Raw genomic sequence first — 21,018 nt, 5'->3', positions numbered from 1 at the left:
TTTTCGCAGCGGTACTTCCGCAGTTGTATTTTCGCAACTGTCATTCCGCAACTGTCATTCCGTCGCTACACTTCCGCTGCTTCAAGTTCTTGTTCTAACTGGCGGGTTTCGTCGGCCCGGGGCTTAGTAAACCTTGCCAGTCCAAGGTAGATAACCGGTGTAAGATACAAGGTAAACACCACAGCGATGCCAAGTCCACCGAATACCACCCATCCAATCGCATTGCGCGCTTCCGAACCGGCTCCTGTAGACAAAATCAATGGAAGTCCACCCAGAATAGTCGATACCAGTGTCATCATGATGGGGCGTAAGCGCACACGGCCCGCTTCTACAATAGCGTCGTACACGGCATAACCCCGGTCGCGCAACTGGTCGGCAAATTCAACCAACAGGATTGCGTTCTTTGCCAATAAGCCAATTAACATCACCAGTCCAATTTGTGAATACACATTAATGGTGGTGCCTGTAATGTATAGGGCATATACCGCGGCAGCGATACCAAAGGGGACGGTGAGCATTACTACTACCGCGCTGTTAACGCTTTCAAACTGTGCCGCGAGCACTAAAAACACGATCACAAATGCCAGTACATAGGTTAAGGCAACTTGCTGGGAAGTTTCTTCAAAGGTTTGTGCCTCACCGAGGAAAATCATGCCAATGCCGTCGGGTAATACATCCTGACCAATAGCACGCAGGCGTTCAACGGCATCGTTAATAGCAATGGTCTCGGGTAGGTCCATCGCCACTTTAATCGCACGGCGCTGAGCCTGACGCTCAAGCTCTGCCGCTACACCTTCTTCAGTGATATAGGCCACGCTGGACAAGGGTACCAGACTGCCGTTTTCAGACTTCACGTACAGGTTAGTTAAGTCAGAAGGATTGCTGGTACTGCGGTTACTGGTTTGCAAAATGATTGGAATGGCCTGATCACCCACGTTCAAATCCACCACATCATTGCCTGCAATAGCCGCTCGTAACGTGGCTGATATATCACTTAGCGGTACACCGAGTTCTTCAGCGCGACGGCGGTCAATATTTACCCGCAATTGCGGTTGCGTTGGTTCATAACTGATTTGCGGTGTACCCAATTCAGGTACTCGGTTTTCAATTTCCCTGGCAAATATCACGGCAGCGTTGTAGATCCGTTCGTAGGTGTCTCCGGTTAACGCCAGTTCAAGTCCACCGCCCTGCCCACGTAGGTTAAGACTGTTGCCACCAAAAGCGTTACCCGGCGCACCTGGCACTGATTGCAATGCAGGGCGGATTTCGCCAACGATGTCCTGCAGTGATTTGTCGCGTTCATCCCAGTGTTTCAGGTTTGCTGTGATAAATACAATATTGGGGTCCCATTGGCCTACCACTGTATAAATGGATTCGATCGTGTCGTTTTCCACATAGGGCATTAATACGTTTTCCATGGCTATAGCCTGGCGATCCATAAAATTAAGGCCTACACCATCAGGCCCCCGCGCGAATATGCGGATCGTACCGCGATCTTCGCTTGGCAATAATTCGTTGTCGATTGCCTGTATCGTAAAGTAGGCGCCAAGGGCAGCCAGAACGGAAAACAATACAATCCACCAGGCATATTTGAGCGACCACAACAGGCTGCGTTGATAACCTGTTAAGCACACCAGGCCTGCTTTCCCCAGTGTTTTGTCGAACAACCCTTGCTTCGCCCCCGGTTTTTTTACCGGCAGTCGGGCGGTGAGTGCCGGTACCAGTGATAACGCAACGAACGAGGAAATGATCACTGAACCTGCCAGCACACCACCGAATTCGCGGAACAAGCGGCCTGCCGTAGAGGGCAGGAACGCAATGGGAATGAATACGGATGCCAGTACGGCGGTAGTGGCCACTACCGCAAAGAATACTTCGCGGGTACCAATCACGGCGGCGGCACGCGCGCCCAGGCCCATAGTGCGTCTGCGTTGAATGTTTTCAGATACGACAATCGCATCGTCAACAATCATGCCTGTTGCCAGTACCAAGGCCAGAAGCGTGAGTATGTTAACGGAAAAGCCCAACAGCCAGATTATTGCCAGTGCGCCAGTAAGTGATACTGGGATCGACAGGGCAGGTACAATGGTAGCGCGCCAGGAGCCGATAAATACGAGTAAGGTAAATACCACCAGGGCAATGGTAAGCGCCAGTGAAAATGCCACTTCTTCAACCGAGTCGCGAATAAATTCGGCATCGTCAGAGGTAACAACAATGTGCATATCCGGGAAACGTTTATCCAGACTAGCCACCATTGCCAGTACTTCGTCTGAAATTTCAATGGTATTGGAGCTGGCCTGGCGAATAATACCTACTCCCAATACGGGTGTACCGTCGAGACGCACCACACTGCTGGAGTCAGCCGGGCCAAAATACACACTGGCCACGTCGCCAATGCGGGTATCGCCGCTGATGATAATGTTTTTCACGTCATCAGCAGTGATGGAAGTTGCGTCTGCACGCACAATGAGCATTTGGTCGCTCGATTGAATACTCCCGGCCGGCACATCAAAGGGGGCTAATCGCAATACATTAGCCACATCGGTCATCGACAGGCCAAAGCTGGTCAGGCGCAAGGGATCAACAGACACGCGCAACACGCGCTCGCGATCGCCATTTAAACGCACATCCGCAACACCGGGAATACTGAGGAATAAAGGCGCAAGGTCGGTATCGACTTTCTCGGTGAGGGTTTCCAGATCAAGTGAATCACTCCACACTGCCAGGCTAACTACCGCCTGCGCATCGTTGTCTGCTTTTATGATCGATAGCTGTTCCACATCGTCAGGTAACTGGCGCTGCACGCGGCTCACTGATTCGCGGGTTTCGTTGGCCGCGTCCTCCAAATTAATACCGGGGCGAAATTCAACCCGAACCCTGGCGGAGTTTTCTTCACTTTGGGCATAGATATTCTTTACACCGCTTACGCGCGCTACTGCCCCTTCTAAATGTGCGGTAACTTCGGCATCCACCGTTTCAGGCGAGGCGCCGGGAAACTGTGCCGTAACGGTAATGGTAGGGGTGTCCACGTCGGGCAATTCCCGTACTTCGAGCCCATTCAGGGCAGCGTAGCCTGCAATAGCAATGAGCAGGTTGAGTACAATGATCAGTACCGGACGGCGAATCGCCAGTGAGGGTAAGTCATTGATCGCCTGATTGAGGTTACTCATTGGCATTTCCTCGTGCCAGTGAGGTGGTGACTTCCTGACCTTCGCGCAGACGCTGTATGCCTTCGGCTATCAGTAAATCTCCTTCACCCAGTTCTCCCGACACTAAAATAGTGCCGCGCAGGCGCTGATGCACGCTAACGTCTACGCGCTTGGCTTTGCCTTCTACTGCTTTATAGATATATGCGCCAGTCGCACCCCATAGTAAAGCCGATTCAGGGATTGCTGCGAAGCGTTCACCGTGCAGTGTCAGATTGACTCTGAAACTCATGCCCGGACGATATTGATCGTTGGTGTTGTCCAGCAATGCCCGTGCTGCTATTGTGCGGTCGGTGGTGCTGATACGAGAATCGAGCTGCGCAATTTTGGCAGTGAGGCTGATGTCGCGGTTAGACCAGGGTTGTAATTCAACGGTAGACTCGCTTTGCAATAGATCTACAGACGATTCAGGTGCTCGGAAATTGACATAAAGGGCACTGCGATCGTCCAGCGTGGTTACCGGGGTGGTGGTGGTAATGCGATCACCTACTTCAACGTCGGTGAGGCCAACGAACCCGCTAAATGGGGCAACAATACTGCGATCGGCTAAATCGGCTTTGGCTTCATTGAGGGTCACTTTAGCCAAATCCCGGGTTGTGGTAGCCAGGTCGATATCGCTTTGTGCTACCGCTCCACGGGACTGGCTGTCAATGAGTCGCTGTAACGCGCGCTCGGCTTCTTTCAACTGAATTTCTGCACGTTGAACCGCTACTACCTGACGTCGATCGTCCAGTGTTAACAATACATCGCCTTTATTGACTTTTTGCCCGGGTTTGAAGTTGACGGCGGTGACTTCATCGGCAACCGCCGGATACAGGGTGACGGCTCGTATGGCTTCTGCGGTACCCACGGCCTGAACCGTATTTTGTTCGTGTTGGAATTCAATTTTATTGAGTACCACCAGTTTAGGGCGATTTCCGCCGCCCCAGCTTTGAGCATGTGCTGGCGTCTGAGCGAGACTCAGGCCCAGGACTAAGAATAAAGGCGTTGTTATTGTTTTAAGTGTTCGCATGTTGTGTCCATGGATATAGCGATCAGACATTCGTCTGATCAACAAAATTAGTCATCAAATAATAATGCGTATTATTACTAATGAAGCTATTGGTCTCTAGTCCATCAGTTGTAGTTCAGCGTATTCACGATACAGAGTGTCGTTTTTCATGAGTTCGGCATGGGTACCGGCATTGCGTATGGCACCATTTTCCATCACCAGAATTCTATTGGTCATTTGTACTGTCGCAAGGCGGTGGGCGATCACTAACGTGGTGCGGCCTTTAATTAAGTTACTGAGTGCCTGTTGTACCTTGTGTTCGCTTACGGCATCCAGCGCGCTGGTGGCCTCATCCAGCAGCAGAATAGGGCGGTTGGCAAGAATGGCGCGGGCTATGGCAATACGCTGGCGCTGACCGCCGGATAGTTTTACACCGCGCTCGCCTAATTCGGTTGCGTAACCGCGAGACAATTGCAGAATGAATTCATCGGCAAACGCCTGCTGTGCAGCCATTGTAACTTCCTCGTCGCTGGCTCCTGGCCTGCCATAACGAATATTATCGGCTACCGTAGCAGCAAAAATAACCGGTTCCTGCGGCACTAAAGCAATGTGCTCGCGCAAACTTTGTAACGAGAGGTCGTTAATATTGTGCTGATTAATGGTAATACTACCGCCGCTGATTTGGTAAAAACGCAGGAGCAGTTGAAACAATGTTGACTTGCCGGCGCCACTGGGACCAACCAGTGCCACACACTCGCCGGGGTGAATGGTTAACGTAAGCTCATTAAAGAGTGGCACAGCGGGGCTATAGCTAAACGCTACCTGGTTAAACTGAATAGCCGGTGGCTCTTGGCATATCTCAGCATGAACATTTCCACCTGCATTCTCCGGCTTGGTGCCAAGCAATTCGAGGAGTCGTTCACTGGCGCCTACGCCACGCTGAATTTCCCCTAAAACTTCGCTGATAGTGGCAATACTGCTGCCGGCGAACACGGCATAAAACAAAAAGGCGGATAACTGACCTGCGGATATTTCCCCGGTTAATACCTGGCGAATGCCCAGCCAGCCAATGCCAATGATAGATAGCATACTCACCAGCATGATGATGCCAATCAGCATTGAACGAAAATGAATGCGAATTGAAGCAGCGTCCAGCGCCGAATGCACGGTGTTGGTAAACTTGTTGCGTTCAGCCTGTTCCGCTGTGAAAGCCTGCACAACCATGATCTCATGAAGGGTTTCATCAACCTGAGCACCAATATCAGCTATCCGGTCCTGACTTAATCGCGAATAGGCTCTTACTTTCGGTGCAATGAGCCGCAAAGGCACCAGAATCAGTGGCACCGCACCTAGCACACATAGTGTCAGCAGCGGACTGGTAATGGCCATAAGAATGAGTGCACCAACAAATCCAATAACTGAGCGAAGGGCCATGGATAAGCTCATACCCACCACTGTTTGAATTACGGCGGTATCGTTGGTAAACCGCGATATCACTTCACCGGTGCGGGTTTCGGCAAAAAAGCCAGGCGTTAGCGATAACAAATGGTTGTACACATTAATACGAATGTCAGCACTGATACGCTCGCCCAACCACGTCATCAGGTAAAACCGAAAGTAGGTCGCCAGACAACCCAGCACTGTAAACGCCAGTACCCAGCCAATGGCGGCATTCAGCTCGTTGAGTTGGTCGGCATTCATGCCCTCATCAACGGTAAGCTTTATGCCTTGTCCCAATAACAGCCAGGCTGAGGCAGCAATAAAAAGTGCCAGGAGCGCCAGTGCAACGTGTTTTTTGTAAGGAGCAAGTAAACCCAGCAGCCAGCTAAGGACGTCTTTTGTTGTGATCAAGTGAACCTCTGATTGGTCAGTTTGAAATGCACGGAATGCGGTTGATATAGAAGAGCCTCATTCCGTGCGTAATCATACCTTGATGAATGCGTAAAGATCACGATTCTGCCGGTGATAGCAGGCGAAAGGTACGACTATTCGGACGAATTAGCCACTGTAACAGAAAAAACGTAAAGCTAATCACGCTTTTATCGAGCTTTAACCTTGCAATTTGTTGTTGGATACGTATAATTCCGCGGCCTTTCGCCTTGTACGTTGTGTATACAACTGGGGCAAAGGTTAAGTTAACGGTAACGCTACAACGAGTTTGAGGCATTTATGGTTACTATTCGTTTACAGCGTGGTGGCGCCAAAAAGCGTCCATTTTATCAAGTAGTGGTGGCTGACAGCAGTCGCGCAAGAAACGGTCGTTTCATTGAAAACGTAGGTTTCTTCAACCCAACTGCACAAGGTCAAGCAGAACGTCTGCGTTTAGATCTTGAGCGTGTTGAATACTGGGTTGGCGTAGGCGCGAGCTTGTCTGAGCGTGTTACCTCTCTGGTAAAAGAAGCTAAAAAATCTGCGGCATAAGCTGCATAACTGGTGGTATAGATGAGTCTCGCGTCTGACAAAGTGGTTATTGGCAAAATCGGTGCATCGTATGGTGTGAAAGGTTGGGTCAAGATCAACAGCTATACCGATGTACCAGAAGGTATTTTTGACTACAGCCCGTGGTTACTGGCTGACGGAAAAGAATACCAGGTTGACCAGTGGCGACCGCATGGTAAAGCCTTGGTTGCAAAGCTTGATGGGGTTGATACCCGGGATGATGCCGAGCGCATCAAAAACCTGGACATCGCTATTGATGCCGAGCAACTGCCAGAATTGGACGAAGGTGAATTTTACTGGCGGGAGCTAACCGGTATGCAGGTAGTAACAACGCAAGGTTACGAACTGGGTACGGTTACAGAAGTGTTTAATACTGGCGCTAACGATGTGTTACGCATCCGGGCAAAAGGGAACGATGCTTTTGGTCAAAAAGAAAGATTAGTGCCGTTTGTGTTCGACTCTGTCGTGCAAACGGTAAATAAAGTGGAACGCGTTATCACAGTCGACTGGGAACCGGGGTTCTAAGTGACCGCGGCAAAGTGGTTTGGTGTAATCAGTTTGTTTCCAGACATGTTTGGTCCTTTTACTCAACAAGGTGTAATAGGCCGGGCTGTTAAAAACGGGCAACTGACCATTGAGCATTTTAACCCACGTGATTTCACGCACGATCGTCATCGTACGGTAGATGATCGCCCTTATGGCGGTGGTCCCGGAATGCTGATGATGGTGAAACCACTTACAGACGCTATCACCGCAGCCAAACAGGCGGGTGGTGAAAACAGTAAAGTGATTTACCTGTCTCCGCAGGGCAAACCACTTGACCAGGCGGGTGTGAAAGCACTTGCTACGCACGACAAATTAATTTTGTTGTGTGGTCGGTACGAAGGTGTCGATGAGCGTGTAATTGAAAGCCATGTTGACGAAGAATGGTCGATTGGTGATTACGTGCTAAGTGGTGGCGAACTGCCAGCCATGGTAATGATGGATGCAATTGCCCGGTTAGTACCCGGGGTACTGGGTCACAGCGACTCTGCAATTGAAGACTCATTTACTCATGGTTTGTTGGATTGCCCGCACTATACGCGACCTGAAGTATTGGATGGGAAAGCGGTTCCGCCGGTATTGTTGAGCGGTGATCACGAAAAAATCAGACAGTGGCGATTGCAACAAGCACTGGGTAGAACCTGGTTGCGTCGCCCTGAGTTATTAAACGACCTAGCTCTGACTGAGGAGCAGCAACGCTTGCTAGAAGCATTTCAGGCGTCGTTGCAGCAAGATGACAGTTAACTAGGATTGAGAGGATATGATGAGCAAAGTCAGTCAAGATATCATCAAAAAAATTGAGCAAGCACAGCTTAAATCTGATGTTCCTGCGTTCGGCCCAGGTGACACAGTGATTGTTAAAGTTCGTGTAACTGAAGGTGACAAAGAGCGTCTTCAGGCATACGAAGGTGTTGTTATCGCTAAGCGTAACCGTGGTCTTCACTCGTCTTTTACAGTACGTAAAATTTCAAATGGCGAAGGCGTAGAGCGTGTGTTCCAAACACACAGCCCGGCGGTATCTTCTATTGAAGTGAAACGTCGCGGTGCAGTTCGTCGCGCCAAGCTTTACTATCTTCGTGAGCGTTCAGGTAAATCTGCACGTATCAAAGAAAAGCTTAACTAAGATTACTAATCCTTGCGTTACTGTTAACTTCGAAAAGCCCGCACTTGTTGCGGGCTTTTTTGTGCCGGAAAGAAATTGGTATAACTCTGTTTGCTTCACTAACCCTCGCAACAAGCCCCGTTAATGTAGCGTCAAAAACGGTTGCTATGTTGAACCATCAACAATCAGCTGTTGCTTTAGCCGGGTACTTTTCAACAGATAAAATTGCTCTGTTTGACGATGTATTGAAAACCAATGGATAGATGTCATTTATTCAGTGCCAACCAAATCACGATTCAGCCTTTTTTGATACCGTTGCTTGCTACATCCATTATGACGCCTCCCCCAGTGGCATGGTGTGAGAGTTTTTTTACTACCTTGATGAACAAGTCTTGAAAGGGACAAATCTTGGCATCATCCAGACTATTCCAGAAGGCATTTACCCCGCAAACATCACATTTGTCCATGCATTAGGCCAAGGTATCGATTATGATGCTGTACCATGTTCAACAATAAAATGAAGCAGAAGTGGTAACCTCAAGCGACGTTTGGCAGGTCATGCAAAATGGCGACTGGTATTTAGCGCATTCACCGGCATTACTGACGCTGAGAGAGCGGGCTGCGCAGCTTTGCTGGCTGATCAATCAACCAAATCACAACAAACAAGTCCGCAAAGATGCCATTCAGCAATTACTTCCCCATGCAGTTAACGTTGAAATAGGTGAGCGGTTTGCGTGCGATTTCGGCGTGAATATTGTGTGCAACGGACCACTCATTATTAAAAACAACGTGGTGATCCTTGATCACAACACAGTCACGCTTGGCGCAAGCGTGGTGATTGAAGATGGCGTGGTCATTGCCACGGTTACCCATCCTATTGAAGAGCAAAAACGCAAGGCGGGCTGGCAACAGGCCCACGCTATCCATATAGGCAATAATGTAACACTGGGGGCGCGTTGCAGTGTGCTGCCCGGTGCGACAATTCCGGATGATACACAGGTACTGCCTGAAACCGTTGTTACGGCCTCCACATTTGCAATTTGACCATTATGATGGGTCAATGCGCGCTGGTTAATTGCTTAATCAACATCAATTTGCCAACAGGGATGAAAACAGGCCATTCCGAGATAAGTTAGCATTACTGCCTAATCGGTATGCAGTGCATCGATTGGATTGAGTTTCGATGCCTTGATTGCTGGAAATACGCCGAAGCCCACACCGACTAACAAGCAAATTGACACCGAAAGCACAATAGCCGTGAGCGACCAGCTTACCGCCCATTCTGAGTAAAAACCAATGATCTCCGACAGCACCAGACCGAATACGATTCCTAGTAATCCGCCTACAACAGAAATAACAAAGCTTTCGGTAATAAATTGCAATTTAATATCACGTTGAGTTGCGCCTACCGCGCGAAGTAAGCCTATTTCCCGGGTGCGTTCCAACACATTGGCCAGCATGATATTCATGATCCCGATTCCGCCAACCAAGAGAGAGATACCGGCAACACAGGCCATCACAATGTTAAATATGCGCTGGGTGTTTTCTTGTTGTGCCAACAGCTGTACCGGAATGATAAGTTGGTAGTCTTCTACACCGGCATGGCGTTGGCTAAGTAGCTGGCTAACAGCCTTTGCTGCCAGTACGGTAGAGTAGTTCTCTTCAACCTGTAATTTCACTACGTCCAGTTCATTCGCCAGCGGATCAGCGCTGAGTTTCATTTGACTGGTGGCCAGTGGTACAAACACCTGATTGCGGTCACCGCCTAACTTCACGCCCTGAAAGGCATCTTTGTTAAAATCGGGAGTGGCTAACACGCCCACCACTTCAAACCACAGGTGATTCACTTTAACGTACTGACCAATTGGGTTGTTGTCGGCAAACAGGGTTCGTGCAACATCTGAACCCAGCACCGCGACCTGGGCAACGCGTTTTTCATCTTCTTCTGAGAGTAACCGCCCTTTGCCAGGCTGCATACTGGCCAGGGTAAAATAGCTGGCGGTTACGCCTACGGCTGTTGCATCTGCTTTAGCGTAATCGCTGTAAAGGGCGAACAATTTGATTTGCTTTTCAGCACTGTAGTCGGTGATAAAGGGCAGGGTGTGCAGCGCAGCCAGAACATCTGAATATGTCAGGCCAAGAGACTCTTCGCGTATTTCCTGTAATTCGTCCTTGTTGTAACTGTGCGCTTCAACTATCAGATTTTGCAGGCCCATGGCACCAATCATTTTGAGCGCTTCGCGCTCGGCCCCTTTGCCGATATTCAGCATGGCAATTACTGCGCCGACACCAAATATCATCCCTAACAACGTTAAAAACGTCCGCAGTTTCTGAGACAGTAATTCGTTCAGGGCATCGCCAATCAGTAACTTCAGTGTTGAGGCATTCAACGAACCCGCCATTACAATAACTCCTTGTAGGCCAGTGCAATAACATCGCCGCTTGCCAGTCCTTCGGTAACTTCCACCATAAACAGGTTCTTCTGACCAATTTCTATTCGTTGCTTAATGAATTCGCTTCCCGTTTGCTTAAATACAAAGTTAACACCCTGTTCACTGTAAATTGCTTGGGTAGGCAGTGTCAGGCGTGATTCGTTCTGACTCACCTGAATACTGGCGTGTAGCTTTCTGCCAGGAGTGAGTAAATCAGAGGTTTGGTCGTCAATATTCACTGTTACTTCAAAATACTTAGTGGGATTGTTACGCGAAATTGTGCGGGAAAAACCTGACACTTCTTTCACTTTACCGGTAAACAGCTGATCGGGATAAGCATCCAGTGTAATGGAAACGGTTTGTCCGGGGGCTAAATCAATGGCTTCTTTATCTAGCACATAGCCTTTAGCCTGCATGGCTGACATATCGGGTATTTTGGCAATCGGGCGTCCGGGGAATACTGTTTCACCTATTGCTGGCTTCTCGCCTCGCCAATTGGCTTCATACACCAGCATACCATCGTAAGGCGCTCGAATTTCCAGGGTGTCCATAGCCAGTTTTAACTGGTCATATTTAGCCTGGCTGCCCTGTTTTCGAATGGCAATTACATCAATTGCACTGGTGTTTTGCTCTACAACGCTGTCTTTTTTCCAGTCTAGATATTCATCCTTGGCGCCCAGGTATTCTTTATTTTGCATGTTTTCGATGATCTCAAGCTGAGAATACACCCGTAAATCATCAATACTAAACTCATCAGCAAAGGCAAACTCTTTCACTACCAGTGCCTTGTCTACGTTCACTTCTTTTTCGGCGGTACTGAGATTTTCGCGGTTCAGTTTCATGTCTTCTTCAAGCAACATGATGGCCAGCATCTCCTGACGCATATCCAAACTGAGTTGTTCGGCATCAAATCGGGCAACCAGCTGGCCTTTTTTCACCTGGGTATATTCTTGCTCTAACCAGGCAATTGTCATTGGGCGACGGCTGGGCACACCAATTGCGGTTGCTTGCGCCGCTTCAAGTTCGCCCTTCATCGGAACGGCAAGCGAAAATGGCTGAGGGCGCACTTCGTAAGTGGGGATCAGTTGTTCTGTGTCATTGCAAGCGCTTAGCATTCCAAAGCACATTGCCAGTGTTAACAGTTGTCTCATGAACTGGCCTCCATCACTTCAATTTTGGCTTTCATGCCCGGTCGCATTCGCTTGTCATCAATCTGGTGCAATGCAATTTCCACATCAAATACAATGCTTAAATTACTCGTGGATTTTTCTTTGTAAGCTTCGCCCAGTGACACTATGGTGCCGGAGTAGGGGATTTCCGGGTAGGCATCCAGTGTAACTTTTACTACTGTGCCCGGTGTTAGTTTGGCCGTATCGGCTTCATCAAACTGCGCTTTTATGGCCAAGGCGTCCAATGAGGGTATGGTTAATAAGGTTCGCCCCATCCAAACAGTGTCGCCCACGGCTGTTTTGTTGCCTTCCGGATCGGCTTTGTACATGATAAGGCCAGATTTGGGAGCCTTGATCTGCAGCTTCTCAATGTTGCTTTGCGTGCGGCTTAGCTTGGTTTGTAAGCGATTGATTTTACTTTTTGCTAATTCGTCGTTCAGTGCACGCGATGTGCTGAACTGTTCCAGTTGTTGCTGGGCCTGGGCTAATTTTGCCTGGGCAATGTCAAATTCTTTGCGTTGTTTTTCTTTTTCTACCCGCTTGGTGGCTACATCGACAATTTCAACCAGTCGCTTTTGCTTATCGAAATTCATCTGCGCTTCCGCCAGTGCCAGCTTTAACTCTTCTTGCTTCGCTTCATTTTCCAGTTGTTTAGTCTGGTAATTCTTGGTTTCGGCTTCCAGTTCGCTTTTTTGCTCGATAAGTTTGGTTTTCAGTTGTTGATCGTCAAATTTCACCAGCATGTCTCCTTCTTTAACATGGGAGTTCTCTGGCACCAGAAACTGGACTTTCATTTGCCACATCCCACGCACGGAAGGGGGAGAAATGCTGGCTGTATTTAACGATACGATTTCGCCTGACGCAGTTAACGGCTGTTTGATTACCCGCTTGGCATCTGATTGAGAAGCGCTTTGCTCTGAGCAACCCATAAGCAGGGCGGCGGCTAGCAACACAATATTAATTCGCACTTGCAGTCTCCCGTCGGCTATCCATAAGGCGATCCTGGTTGGCAAAAACCACTCTAACACTCATTCCGGGCAATAGTTTTAGTTGAGGTAATGCATCGAACGCTAACTGGAGCTGGTAATAGGCGCTTTCGCCCCAACCAGACTTCTTAGCAGGTTGTGAAACGATGCTGGTGACTGTGGCATTAAATTGCTGCTGAGGATACGCGTCCAGCGTAATGGTAGCCGATTGACCTTTTGTAATGCGATCGGCGTCAATTTCATGCACCCAGGCATCAATGTTAAAACCGCTGATGTCCTGCACTTCCATTACCTTCATGGCTGCTTGTAAGGTTGTGCCTGCGGTAATCTTTTCGTTATCCCAGGGGTGATACATATGGCTAACCACCCCACTTATCTGGGCCTTTACCTGAAGACGGGTGAGCAGATAGCGCTGATATTCCACCGTTTCTTCCAGTTTAACGATTTCTATTTGCGCTTTTTCCAGGGAGGACGCGCGTTCTGCCTGCTTTTGCTGGAGGGTTTGCTGCGCTTTAAATTGCTCAACCAGCGCGCGCTCGAGGGTAAGCTTGTACTGTCCTTTGTCGTATTCGCTTATGTCGTTAGTTTGTATGCTGGCTTCGATGCGGGCCTTTTCAACTTCGAGGTCGGCAACGTTTAATGCCGCTTCGGCATCGCGGACCGCCTGGTCAAGTGTCATGGTTTCGGTTTTAAGTGAGAGTTGCTGCGTGGCCAGGTTGTCTTCGTTCTGTTCCAGTTGCGTATCCACACTGCCTGAATCAAACACGGTGATCACATCACCAGGCGACACCAGACTCCCTTCTTCTATCATCCATTGCACCTGAATTTGCCATCGATCAGTGCGTGGCGCAGTAACGCTTTGTACATTTGATGACGACAGCTTGCCGGTTAAGATTAACGGTGCCTGATTGGCATTTGAGACCAGACTGAATCCCATTGTGGCAGCGAAACACAAGTAACGGGATATCATAGTTTACTCCGCTCATTGAGAATCTGACCGTCTTTCATGGTGACAACCCGTTGCGCGAATTCTGCGATGTTTTCTTCGTGTGTTACCATCACAATGGTTTGACCCTGCTGATGGAGTTCGGTGAGCAGTTGCATGATGTCTTCCGATGTTTTGCTGTCGAGGTTTCCGGTGGGTTCATCGGCCAACACAATGGAAGGACGGTTCACCAGTGCCCGTGCAATAGCAACGCGCTGACGCTGACCACCTGACATTTCAAATGGGCGATGGGTCATACGGTGTCCAAGACCCACTTTCTGAAGCAAATCAACGGCCCGTTCGTGCGCTTCGCCGTCATCAACATCAGAATAGCGCAACGGCAATTTAACATTGCCAATGGCATCGAGTTTGGGTAGCAAATGAAACGTCTGAAAAATAAAGCCAATATGGCGATTGCGAATGCTGGAAAGGGCTTCGTCACTCAAACTGTCAACGCGCTCACCGTTTAAGGTGTAATGTCCACTATTGGGCGTATCCAGACATCCGAGAATATTCATTAACGTTGATTTGCCCGATCCTGAACTGCCCATAAAGGCAACGAATTCATTTTGGCGAATGGTTAGTGATACATCGTTGAGCGCAACAATCTGTTCTTCGCCATTTGAAAAGCATTTGCGAATGTTTGTCAGAGTAATCATGTGTCCCTACATTGTTTAATTGTTGCACGCTATGTTGTGCTTTATGCCAAGTACAACATTTTTGTAACATAATGGCATGGTCGTTCACCGCATTAAAACTTGTTTCGTCGCAATGCGTTAGCTTTTTACTAATGACGATTCCTGCAATTAAACTACCCCAATTGAGCGTATATACCGGTATTCACCAGATAGCAATTTCCCAGTGTGGAATTCATGCAAAGTGCTTCAAATACGGAGTTTTTACTTGCTTTGCATATCAATTATTGGTAAAAAGTCAACGCTATTTCATCAGGTTGAATTTTTTTGATGTAAATATAATTATACACCTGTATTTATTGCCTGTTTCTGCTTTACTTAATGGACGATGTTGAAATGGAGTTGTTTCCCATAGTAACAGGCCTGTAAGGTATTTTATTACTCCCAAGACCGAGAGCGACAAATGATTAAGGACACTATTAACAACATTCACGTGAGCTCAGAAAAAATTCTGATCACGCCTGAGGCACTGGCTCAGGAATTACCCGTTTCAGAGCGTGCGCTTTCGGTAATCCGTGATTCACGCCAAATTATCGCCGATATCATCCACCGTCGTGATCACCGTATGCTGGTGATCTGCGGGCCGTGCTCAATTCACGATGTTGAAGCGGCAAAAGACTATGCGTTGCGTTTAAAAGAGCTGCATGAGTGTTACAAAGACACCCTGTACATTGTGATGCGTGTGTACTTTGAAAAACCACGTACTACTACGGGCTGGAAAGGCCTGATCAACGATCCGCACATCAACGACACTTTCGAGATCGAAACCGGCTTGCGCAAGGCCCGTGAATTATTGATTTGGTTAGCAGAACTGGAATTGCCGGTTGCTACTGAAGCGCTCGACCCCATCAGCCCGCAGTACCTTGCTGAACTGTTTAGTTGGAGTGCAATTGGTGCGCGTACGTCAGAGTCGCAAACTCACCGCGAAATGGCGAGCGGTCTGTCTATGCCAGTTGGCTTTAAAAACGGCACCGACGGTAGTTTGGATATTGCTATTAATGCACTTAAATCTGCAGCGTCTTCTCATCGTTTTATGGGAATCAATAAGCAGGGCCAGGTGAGCATTATTGAAACTCAGGGTAATCCTGACGGCCACATTATTTTACGTGGTGGTAAACAGCCAAATTACGATTCTGTGTGCGTATCTGAATGTGAAGAATGGCTGGTTAACGCGAAATTGACGGCAGGCCTGGTAGTAGATTGCAGTCATGCTAATTCCAATAAGGATTACCGCCGCCAGCCGCTGGTAGCACAAAACGTGGTAAATCAAATTCTTGAAGGGAATCAGTCTATTATTGGTGTGATGTTAGAAAGCCATTTAAAAGCTGGCAATCAGAAGTCTGACGGTGTGCCTTTTGATGCACTGGAATACGGTGTATCAATAACCGACGGCTGCATCGACTGGGATACCACTGAAACTCTGCTCGGACAAATGCGTGACAAGCTGATTACTGTGTTACCATTACGTCAGAATAAGCGAACGGATGTAGCCTGATTTTATGTCACAAGACTCAGCGGAACAGTTTGCTCAGCAATTGAGCGAACTTCGCCAGGGAATTGACGAGCTGGATAGCCAGCTCGTTGAATTACTCGCCAAACGTGCGGTACTAGCTGCTAAAGTTGGCGACATCAAAGCCAAAACCGGTATGCCAATTTACGTGCCATCCCGGGAAGCTTCCATGTTAGAAGACCGGCAGCGGCAGGCTGAGTCTGCAGGTGTGTCTCCTTCATTAGTAGAAGATTTACTTCGCCGCATTATGCGCGAGTCTTACCATATTCAGAATAATCGCTATCGCTGTGCCAATCCCGATGTTAAACGCATTGTGATTATTGGTGGTGCTGGCGCGCTGGGCAGTGTGTTTGTAGGGTTGTTTACCCGCAGTGGCTACCAGGTTGATATTCTCGAAAAAGAGGACTGGTCTGACGCTGAGCGTTTATTTTCACGCGCCAGCCTTGTTTTGGTATCTGTGCCAATTAATCTAACCGTAGACGTCATTTCAAAATTAAAAGCTTTGCCTGAGCATTGTATATTGGCCGATATAACCAGTATTAAAAACAAGCCGCTGGCAGCCATGATGGCGGTGCACAGTGGGCCGGTAGTCGGCTTGCATCCTATGTTTGGACCTGATGCACCAGGCATGATTAAGCAGGTGGTTGTAGTGTGCCATGGCCGTGGCAATGAAACTTACGACTGGTTGCTTCAACAAATGCAAATTTGGGGTGCTAACCTAATTGAAACCAGTGCCCAGAAACATGATAAAGCGATGGCTTTTATTCAGGTAATGCGCCATTTCAACACCTTTGTGTATGGTGCGCATCTGGCCGGTGAAAACCCGGATCTAATGCAACTTACTCAGTTGAGTTCCCCCATCTATCGATTAGAGCTTGCAATGGTAGGCAGACTATTTGCTCAATCTCCTAACCTTTATGCCGATATCATCTATAATAATCCCGAAAACTTTGCGTTACTTCGCAGGTTTCATGAGCGGTTTGGTGAAGCATTAGTTTTATTAGAGCAGGGCAATAAAGCGGAATTTATTCGCCAGTTTAACGAGATAGGCGACTGGTTTGGCGATTATGCCAAAACGTGCCTGGTCGACAGCAAGCAATTATTACTAAAAGCTGATGATAATCAGATGTTAAGGTCGGTTCAGCCCCCTCCTAAAGAATAATTGCGTTAGGCCGAGAAACTTCTTAGTTTAGAGTTATCTGTCTGTAGGGAACCGTTAATATGACACTGAAACAGAGATTACTGTTTTCATTAATTCCGTTAGTTATTTTCGTTGTGTTGCTAATGGCGGGCATTTCCCTGCATATCAGCGTAAACGAATCCCGCGAAGCCCTGACCCTGGGGGCTGAGAAGAAATTGATGGTTGAGGTAGCTCAAACCCATGAGTCGGTGTCTCAGTACCTCAATTTTATTGAAAGACAGCTACAATTGAAGTCAACTGAAGCACTGGTTATTGAGGCATCAAAGCAATTTGCTAACGCGTATCGTCGCTATGATGCTGAACGTAATCCACTGCAAAGTAACGAAAGCCAAATGCTTCAACGCTATTACGATACTGAATTTGCTAATTTGTACAGCAAGCGTAATGGCACAAACATCAGTAACCCACTTTCTCTTGTTAACGGTTTATCTGATACCGCAAAAAAACTACAGTACGATTTTATTGCCGGCTCCCGCTTTCCAATTGGCGAAAAAGATACCCTTTTTAAACCCAATAACACGTCTGAATATGCTGCGGTACACGAAAAATATCACGGCTTCTTCCGGGCGTTTCTAAAGGAATTTGGCTTTTATGATATTTTTATCGCAGACCCCAAAACGGGTGATGTGGTGTACTCGGTGTTTAAAGAACTGGATTACGCAACTAACCTGCAAACTGGCCCCTATGCAAAAACCGGTATTGCAGAAGCGTATCGCAAAGCGCTGAACAACAAAGATAAAGTATCCTTCAGTAAACTGGAATCCTACCTGCCATCGTATAACGCCATGGCGGGCTTTTTAGGTGCCCAGATCATCGATGAAAATGGCACTACAACAGGCGTGCTGATATTCCAAATCCCGCTTAATGTGATCAGCAATATCTTAGAGCACAATCAACAGTGGCAGGAAATTGGCTACGGTGATTCCGGTGAAACTTACCTGGTTAGTGCTGATAAAAAGCTGGTTACCGAAAGCCGTTTCTTTTTGGAGGCTCCGAATGACTATTTAGCAGCGGTTGGACGCTTATATCCGAAAACAGCAAAGCAAGTAGCTGACGCAGGCACAACAGTAGGGATTCAGGATGTTGATACCGTGTCTGTTGAACGCGCTTTAAACGGGCAAAAAGGATTTGGCATTGTTAAAGATTATCGGGATGTTGAGGTGTTTTCGGCGTACCGACAGCTTTCTATTGGCGATAATCAATACGCGCTTATCGCTGAAATCGACGTTGAAGAAGCGCTCCAGCCAGCAGTTGTACTGCGTAATAAACTGGTGACTACTGTCTTTATTGCGATTGCCATAATCGTAGCTCTTTCCGTGGTAGTGATTGTGTGGCTATCCGGTCGGTTAGTGCGTCCGTTAACCCGGTTGGGGGACGCATGTGAACAATTGGCCAGCGGCAATGGCGATTTAACAGTGAAGTTAGCAGAAACGCGTATTGCCGAAATTAACCGAATTGTGCTGGCGTTTAATCAGTTTACCGGCCAAATTCGAGACATCATCGATAGCGTTAAAGGCGCGTCTGAGTCGCTGGCTTCTGCCTCTGAAGAGTTAAGCGCTATTACGCATCAAAGCGAAACAACCACCGACAATCAGGCCAGACAGATGCAAGAAGTGGCATCTGCAATTACACAACTGACTGATTCAATTACCAGTATTGCCGAGTCAACGTCAGAAACCCGGGATTTTGGCACACGAGCAGAACACAGCCTGAATGAGAATATGGAACGCGCTGATATGGCTGCTGACAATATTAAGTTGTTGGTAAAACTTATTCAGGATTCATCAACTATTATTGCGTCGTTAAAAGCGGAAGTGTCGCAAATAACGTCGTTGCTGAATGTAATTAAAAGTATCGCAGACCAAACTAATTTATTGGCGCTGAATGCAGCAATAGAGGCGGCAAGAGCGGGTGAAGCGGGTAGGGGATTTTCAGTGGTCGCCGATGAAGTAAGGACGTTGGCTAATCGCTCGCAGGAAAGTACCGTTGAAATAGAACGGATCATTGAGAAGATGAACGTGTCATCGGAGAAATCCGTGGTTGCCATGGAAAAAGCAGAGGCGGCAGCAGGTGGAGGTATTCACCTGGTTGATTTGGTTACTGTGGCGATGAACGAATTAGGTCAAACCATTGAACAGGTACAACAATTAGTGAGCGTGGTAGCCAGTGCCGCTGTAGAGCAGGAAGCAACCTCAAATGCCATTGGCGAAAACGTGAATGAAGTGAATCACCTTTCCGAAGACATCCATAACGGTGCTGTGCATACCCGAAATGCTGCCGACGAGCTGGCAAAGATTGCGGTGTCTTTGCAGGATATGGTTAACCGGTTTAAAACCTGATATTAAAATGAAAAAGGCCACGTCAGTGGCCTTTTTTGTAATTAAGAAGCCAGCGCTTTGCTTGCTGCTACCTTAGTCGGGCTGATTTCTTCACTTGGATAACACCCGAGTACTTTTACGTAACGCGTTATCTTTTTCAGTTCAGCAATCGCAATCTGCATTGGACCATCCTGGGTGTTACCTTCCACGTCGATGTAAAACATCTCTTCCCAAGGATTACCGTGAATAGGGCGGGATTCCAGTTTGGTCATATTGATGTTGTTTTGCTTTAATACCAATAATGCTTCTACCAGTGCGCCAGGCTTTTGAACCGTTGACATTACAAACGTGGTTTTAGCCGGCACCTGTAGAGGCACTACCACTGGTTGTTTGGCTACTACAATAAAACGGCTGTGGTTTTCTTTCTGATTGGCCAGATTCGATTTAATTGCCATCAATCCATACAGATTACCACCGGCTTCACTGCCAATGGCTGCTACATCCTCGCGGTTCAACTCACTGACAGTTAGCATTGCTGAAGAGGTGCTATCCATCGTTTTTACTTCCACATTCCCCAGTTCAGCCAGGAAGTGGCTGCATTGAGTGAATACCTGCGGATGGGCGTACAGTGTCTTGATATTAGCCAGTGTAGTGTCTTTGGCAACCAGTAAGCTGTGCTTAATAGCGTGAGTCAGTTCACCTATGATATTGAGCTCGGTATGCTGAAGCTGGTCGTACACTTCGTTGATACTGCCTGATGTGGTATTTTCAATGGGTAATACCGCATAGTCGGCTTCGTTATTTTCTACTTTGCCCACTACCTCTTTAAAGCTCTGGCAGCCCATTTCTAGCAGATCACCCGGACGACGGGAGAAATACTTTTGCGTAGCAAGATAGCTATAAGAACCCCGATCACCCAAGAAGGCAACCCGATTCAGAGGAAGGGCACTGCCTGGGTTTGCGCGCTCGGCCAGCATGGCTTGCTGGTTTAATACTGAATCTTCAATGATTACATGAAATATCTGAGTAACGTAATGCGGGTCTAATCCTTTTTGCTGACCTTCTTTAATCAGGCGGATGAGTAATTGTTCCTCGCGTGCCTGATCGCGCACTGGAATGTGGTGCTTGATTTTTGTTTCGGCTACCTGGTTGGTTAAACCACGGCGTTCAGCCAACAGGCCAAGCAGTTCGGTATCAAGTGAGGTAATTCGCTCACGGATGTTATCTAATTCAGGCGCAGACATAGCTTCTCTCTTACACTTCAGGCAAAAAAAAACCTCCTGTTAGAGGAGGTTTGTGTTACGCACAGCGTTACCCCCTCAACTGAAGGTGATAAACATAAAGAAAATCGCTGTGTGTGATGTATTTTGTACTTTCATACCCTGCACTTTATTGCGGCGCTGGTTATCTGTCAACCCGTTTTTACAGATTGGCTTATCAT

Annotated in this window: 17 protein-coding genes; 8 read left to right on the top strand and 9 right to left on the bottom strand. The window is 47.8% G+C overall.

Features of this window, described 5'->3' with window-relative positions; translation table 11 throughout:
• Positions 1–65: 65 nt before the first annotated feature.
• From FJ444_RS00230 to FJ444_RS00220, 3 genes are all read right to left on the bottom strand, one after another.
• Complete coding sequence (locus tag FJ444_RS00230; protein ID WP_140955881.1) at positions 66–3,176, bottom strand: efflux RND transporter permease subunit; 3,111 nt, start codon at positions 3,174–3,176, stop codon at positions 66–68.
• Entirely contained in the window at positions 3,163–4,218 is a 1,056-nt protein-coding gene (locus FJ444_RS00225; RefSeq protein ID WP_140955880.1) for an efflux RND transporter periplasmic adaptor subunit, read from the bottom strand. Before FJ444_RS00225 ends, FJ444_RS00230 begins: the two co-directional genes overlap by 14 nt.
• A gap of 96 nt (positions 4,219–4,314) precedes the next feature.
• Positions 4,315–6,048: an ABC transporter transmembrane domain-containing protein gene (locus FJ444_RS00220; protein ID WP_140955878.1), complete on the bottom strand. Its 1,734-nt coding sequence runs from the start codon at positions 6,046–6,048 to the stop codon at positions 4,315–4,317.
• Between the two features lie 318 nt (positions 6,049–6,366).
• Here FJ444_RS00220 and rpsP point away from each other — a divergent pair, with 318 nt between their 5' ends.
• The 5 genes from rpsP (at position 6,367) to FJ444_RS00195 (ending at position 9,325) form a co-directional block, all read left to right on the top strand.
• A complete protein-coding gene (gene rpsP / locus FJ444_RS00215) occupies positions 6,367–6,618 on the top strand; it encodes a 30S ribosomal protein S16 (RefSeq protein ID WP_140955877.1) in 252 nt (83 codons plus the stop codon).
• 21 nt (positions 6,619–6,639) lie between these two features.
• Entirely contained in the window at positions 6,640–7,161 is a 522-nt protein-coding gene (gene rimM / locus FJ444_RS00210; RefSeq protein ID WP_140955875.1) for a ribosome maturation factor RimM, read from the top strand.
• On the top strand, positions 7,162–7,923 hold the full coding sequence (gene trmD / locus FJ444_RS00205) for a tRNA (guanosine(37)-N1)-methyltransferase TrmD (protein ID WP_140955873.1): 762 nt from the start codon (positions 7,162–7,164) through the stop codon (positions 7,921–7,923). It abuts the gene before it with no gap.
• Between the two features lie 19 nt (positions 7,924–7,942).
• Positions 7,943–8,302 (top strand): 50S ribosomal protein L19, encoded by a 360-nt coding sequence (rplS, locus tag FJ444_RS00200; RefSeq protein WP_140956436.1) that lies wholly within the window; start codon positions 7,943–7,945, stop codon positions 8,300–8,302.
• Positions 8,303–8,809: 507 nt separating this feature from the next.
• Positions 8,810–9,325: a maltose acetyltransferase domain-containing protein gene (locus FJ444_RS00195; protein WP_140955871.1), complete on the top strand. Its 516-nt coding sequence runs from the start codon at positions 8,810–8,812 to the stop codon at positions 9,323–9,325.
• Positions 9,326–9,426: 101 nt separating this feature from the next.
• Here FJ444_RS00195 and FJ444_RS00190 read toward each other — a convergent pair whose 3' ends face one another.
• The 5 genes from FJ444_RS00190 to FJ444_RS00170 are packed head-to-tail and all read right to left on the bottom strand — an operon-like array spanning position 9,427 to position 14,512.
• Positions 9,427–10,683 carry an ABC transporter permease gene (locus FJ444_RS00190; protein ID WP_140955870.1) on the bottom strand — a complete coding sequence of 419 codons (1,257 nt, stop codon included), beginning with the start codon at positions 10,681–10,683 and terminating at the stop codon, positions 9,427–9,429.
• Positions 10,683–11,864, bottom strand: a complete 1,182-nt coding sequence (locus FJ444_RS00185) for an efflux RND transporter periplasmic adaptor subunit (protein ID WP_140955868.1) — start codon at positions 11,862–11,864, stop codon at positions 10,683–10,685. The genes FJ444_RS00190 and FJ444_RS00185 overlap by 1 nt, the downstream gene beginning before the upstream one ends.
• Entirely contained in the window at positions 11,861–12,850 is a 990-nt protein-coding gene (locus FJ444_RS00180; RefSeq protein ID WP_140955867.1) for an HlyD family secretion protein, read from the bottom strand. The genes FJ444_RS00185 and FJ444_RS00180 overlap by 4 nt, the downstream gene beginning before the upstream one ends.
• Positions 12,840–13,838 (bottom strand): HlyD family secretion protein, encoded by a 999-nt coding sequence (locus tag FJ444_RS00175; protein ID WP_140955865.1) that lies wholly within the window; start codon positions 13,836–13,838, stop codon positions 12,840–12,842. The genes FJ444_RS00180 and FJ444_RS00175 overlap by 11 nt, the downstream gene beginning before the upstream one ends.
• Positions 13,835–14,512, bottom strand: a complete 678-nt coding sequence (locus FJ444_RS00170; RefSeq protein ID WP_140955864.1) for an ABC transporter ATP-binding protein — start codon at positions 14,510–14,512, stop codon at positions 13,835–13,837. The genes FJ444_RS00175 and FJ444_RS00170 overlap by 4 nt, the downstream gene beginning before the upstream one ends.
• A gap of 439 nt (positions 14,513–14,951) precedes the next feature.
• Here FJ444_RS00170 and FJ444_RS00165 point away from each other — a divergent pair, with 439 nt between their 5' ends.
• From FJ444_RS00165 to FJ444_RS00155, 3 genes are read left to right on the top strand one after another with little or no spacing between them, the layout of a single operon-like run.
• Entirely contained in the window at positions 14,952–16,043 is a 1,092-nt protein-coding gene (locus tag FJ444_RS00165) for a 3-deoxy-7-phosphoheptulonate synthase (protein ID WP_140955862.1), read from the top strand.
• A 4-nt stretch (positions 16,044–16,047) separates the two neighbouring features.
• The gene (tyrA, locus tag FJ444_RS00160) at positions 16,048–17,220 is read left to right on the top strand and encodes a bifunctional chorismate mutase/prephenate dehydrogenase (protein WP_140955860.1); all 1,173 of its coding nucleotides are present in this window, start codon (positions 16,048–16,050) and stop codon (positions 17,218–17,220) included.
• Between the two features lie 59 nt (positions 17,221–17,279).
• Positions 17,280–19,598, top strand: coding sequence for a methyl-accepting chemotaxis protein (locus FJ444_RS00155; RefSeq protein WP_140955859.1), 2,319 nt, complete (start codon positions 17,280–17,282; stop codon positions 19,596–19,598).
• Positions 19,599–19,639: 41 nt separating this feature from the next.
• On the opposite strand, the gene pheA is transcribed toward FJ444_RS00155, so the two are convergent.
• Positions 19,640–20,821 carry a prephenate dehydratase gene (gene pheA / locus FJ444_RS00150; RefSeq protein WP_140955857.1) on the bottom strand — a complete coding sequence of 394 codons (1,182 nt, stop codon included), beginning with the start codon at positions 20,819–20,821 and terminating at the stop codon, positions 19,640–19,642.
• Positions 20,822–21,018 lie beyond the last annotated feature (197 nt).

The sequence above is a fragment of the Aestuariibacter sp. GS-14 genome, assembly GCF_006494365.1.
Lineage (GTDB): Bacteria > Pseudomonadota > Gammaproteobacteria > Enterobacterales > Alteromonadaceae > Alteromonas > Alteromonas mangrovi.
This window is presented reverse-complemented; position numbering and strand designations above follow the sequence as displayed.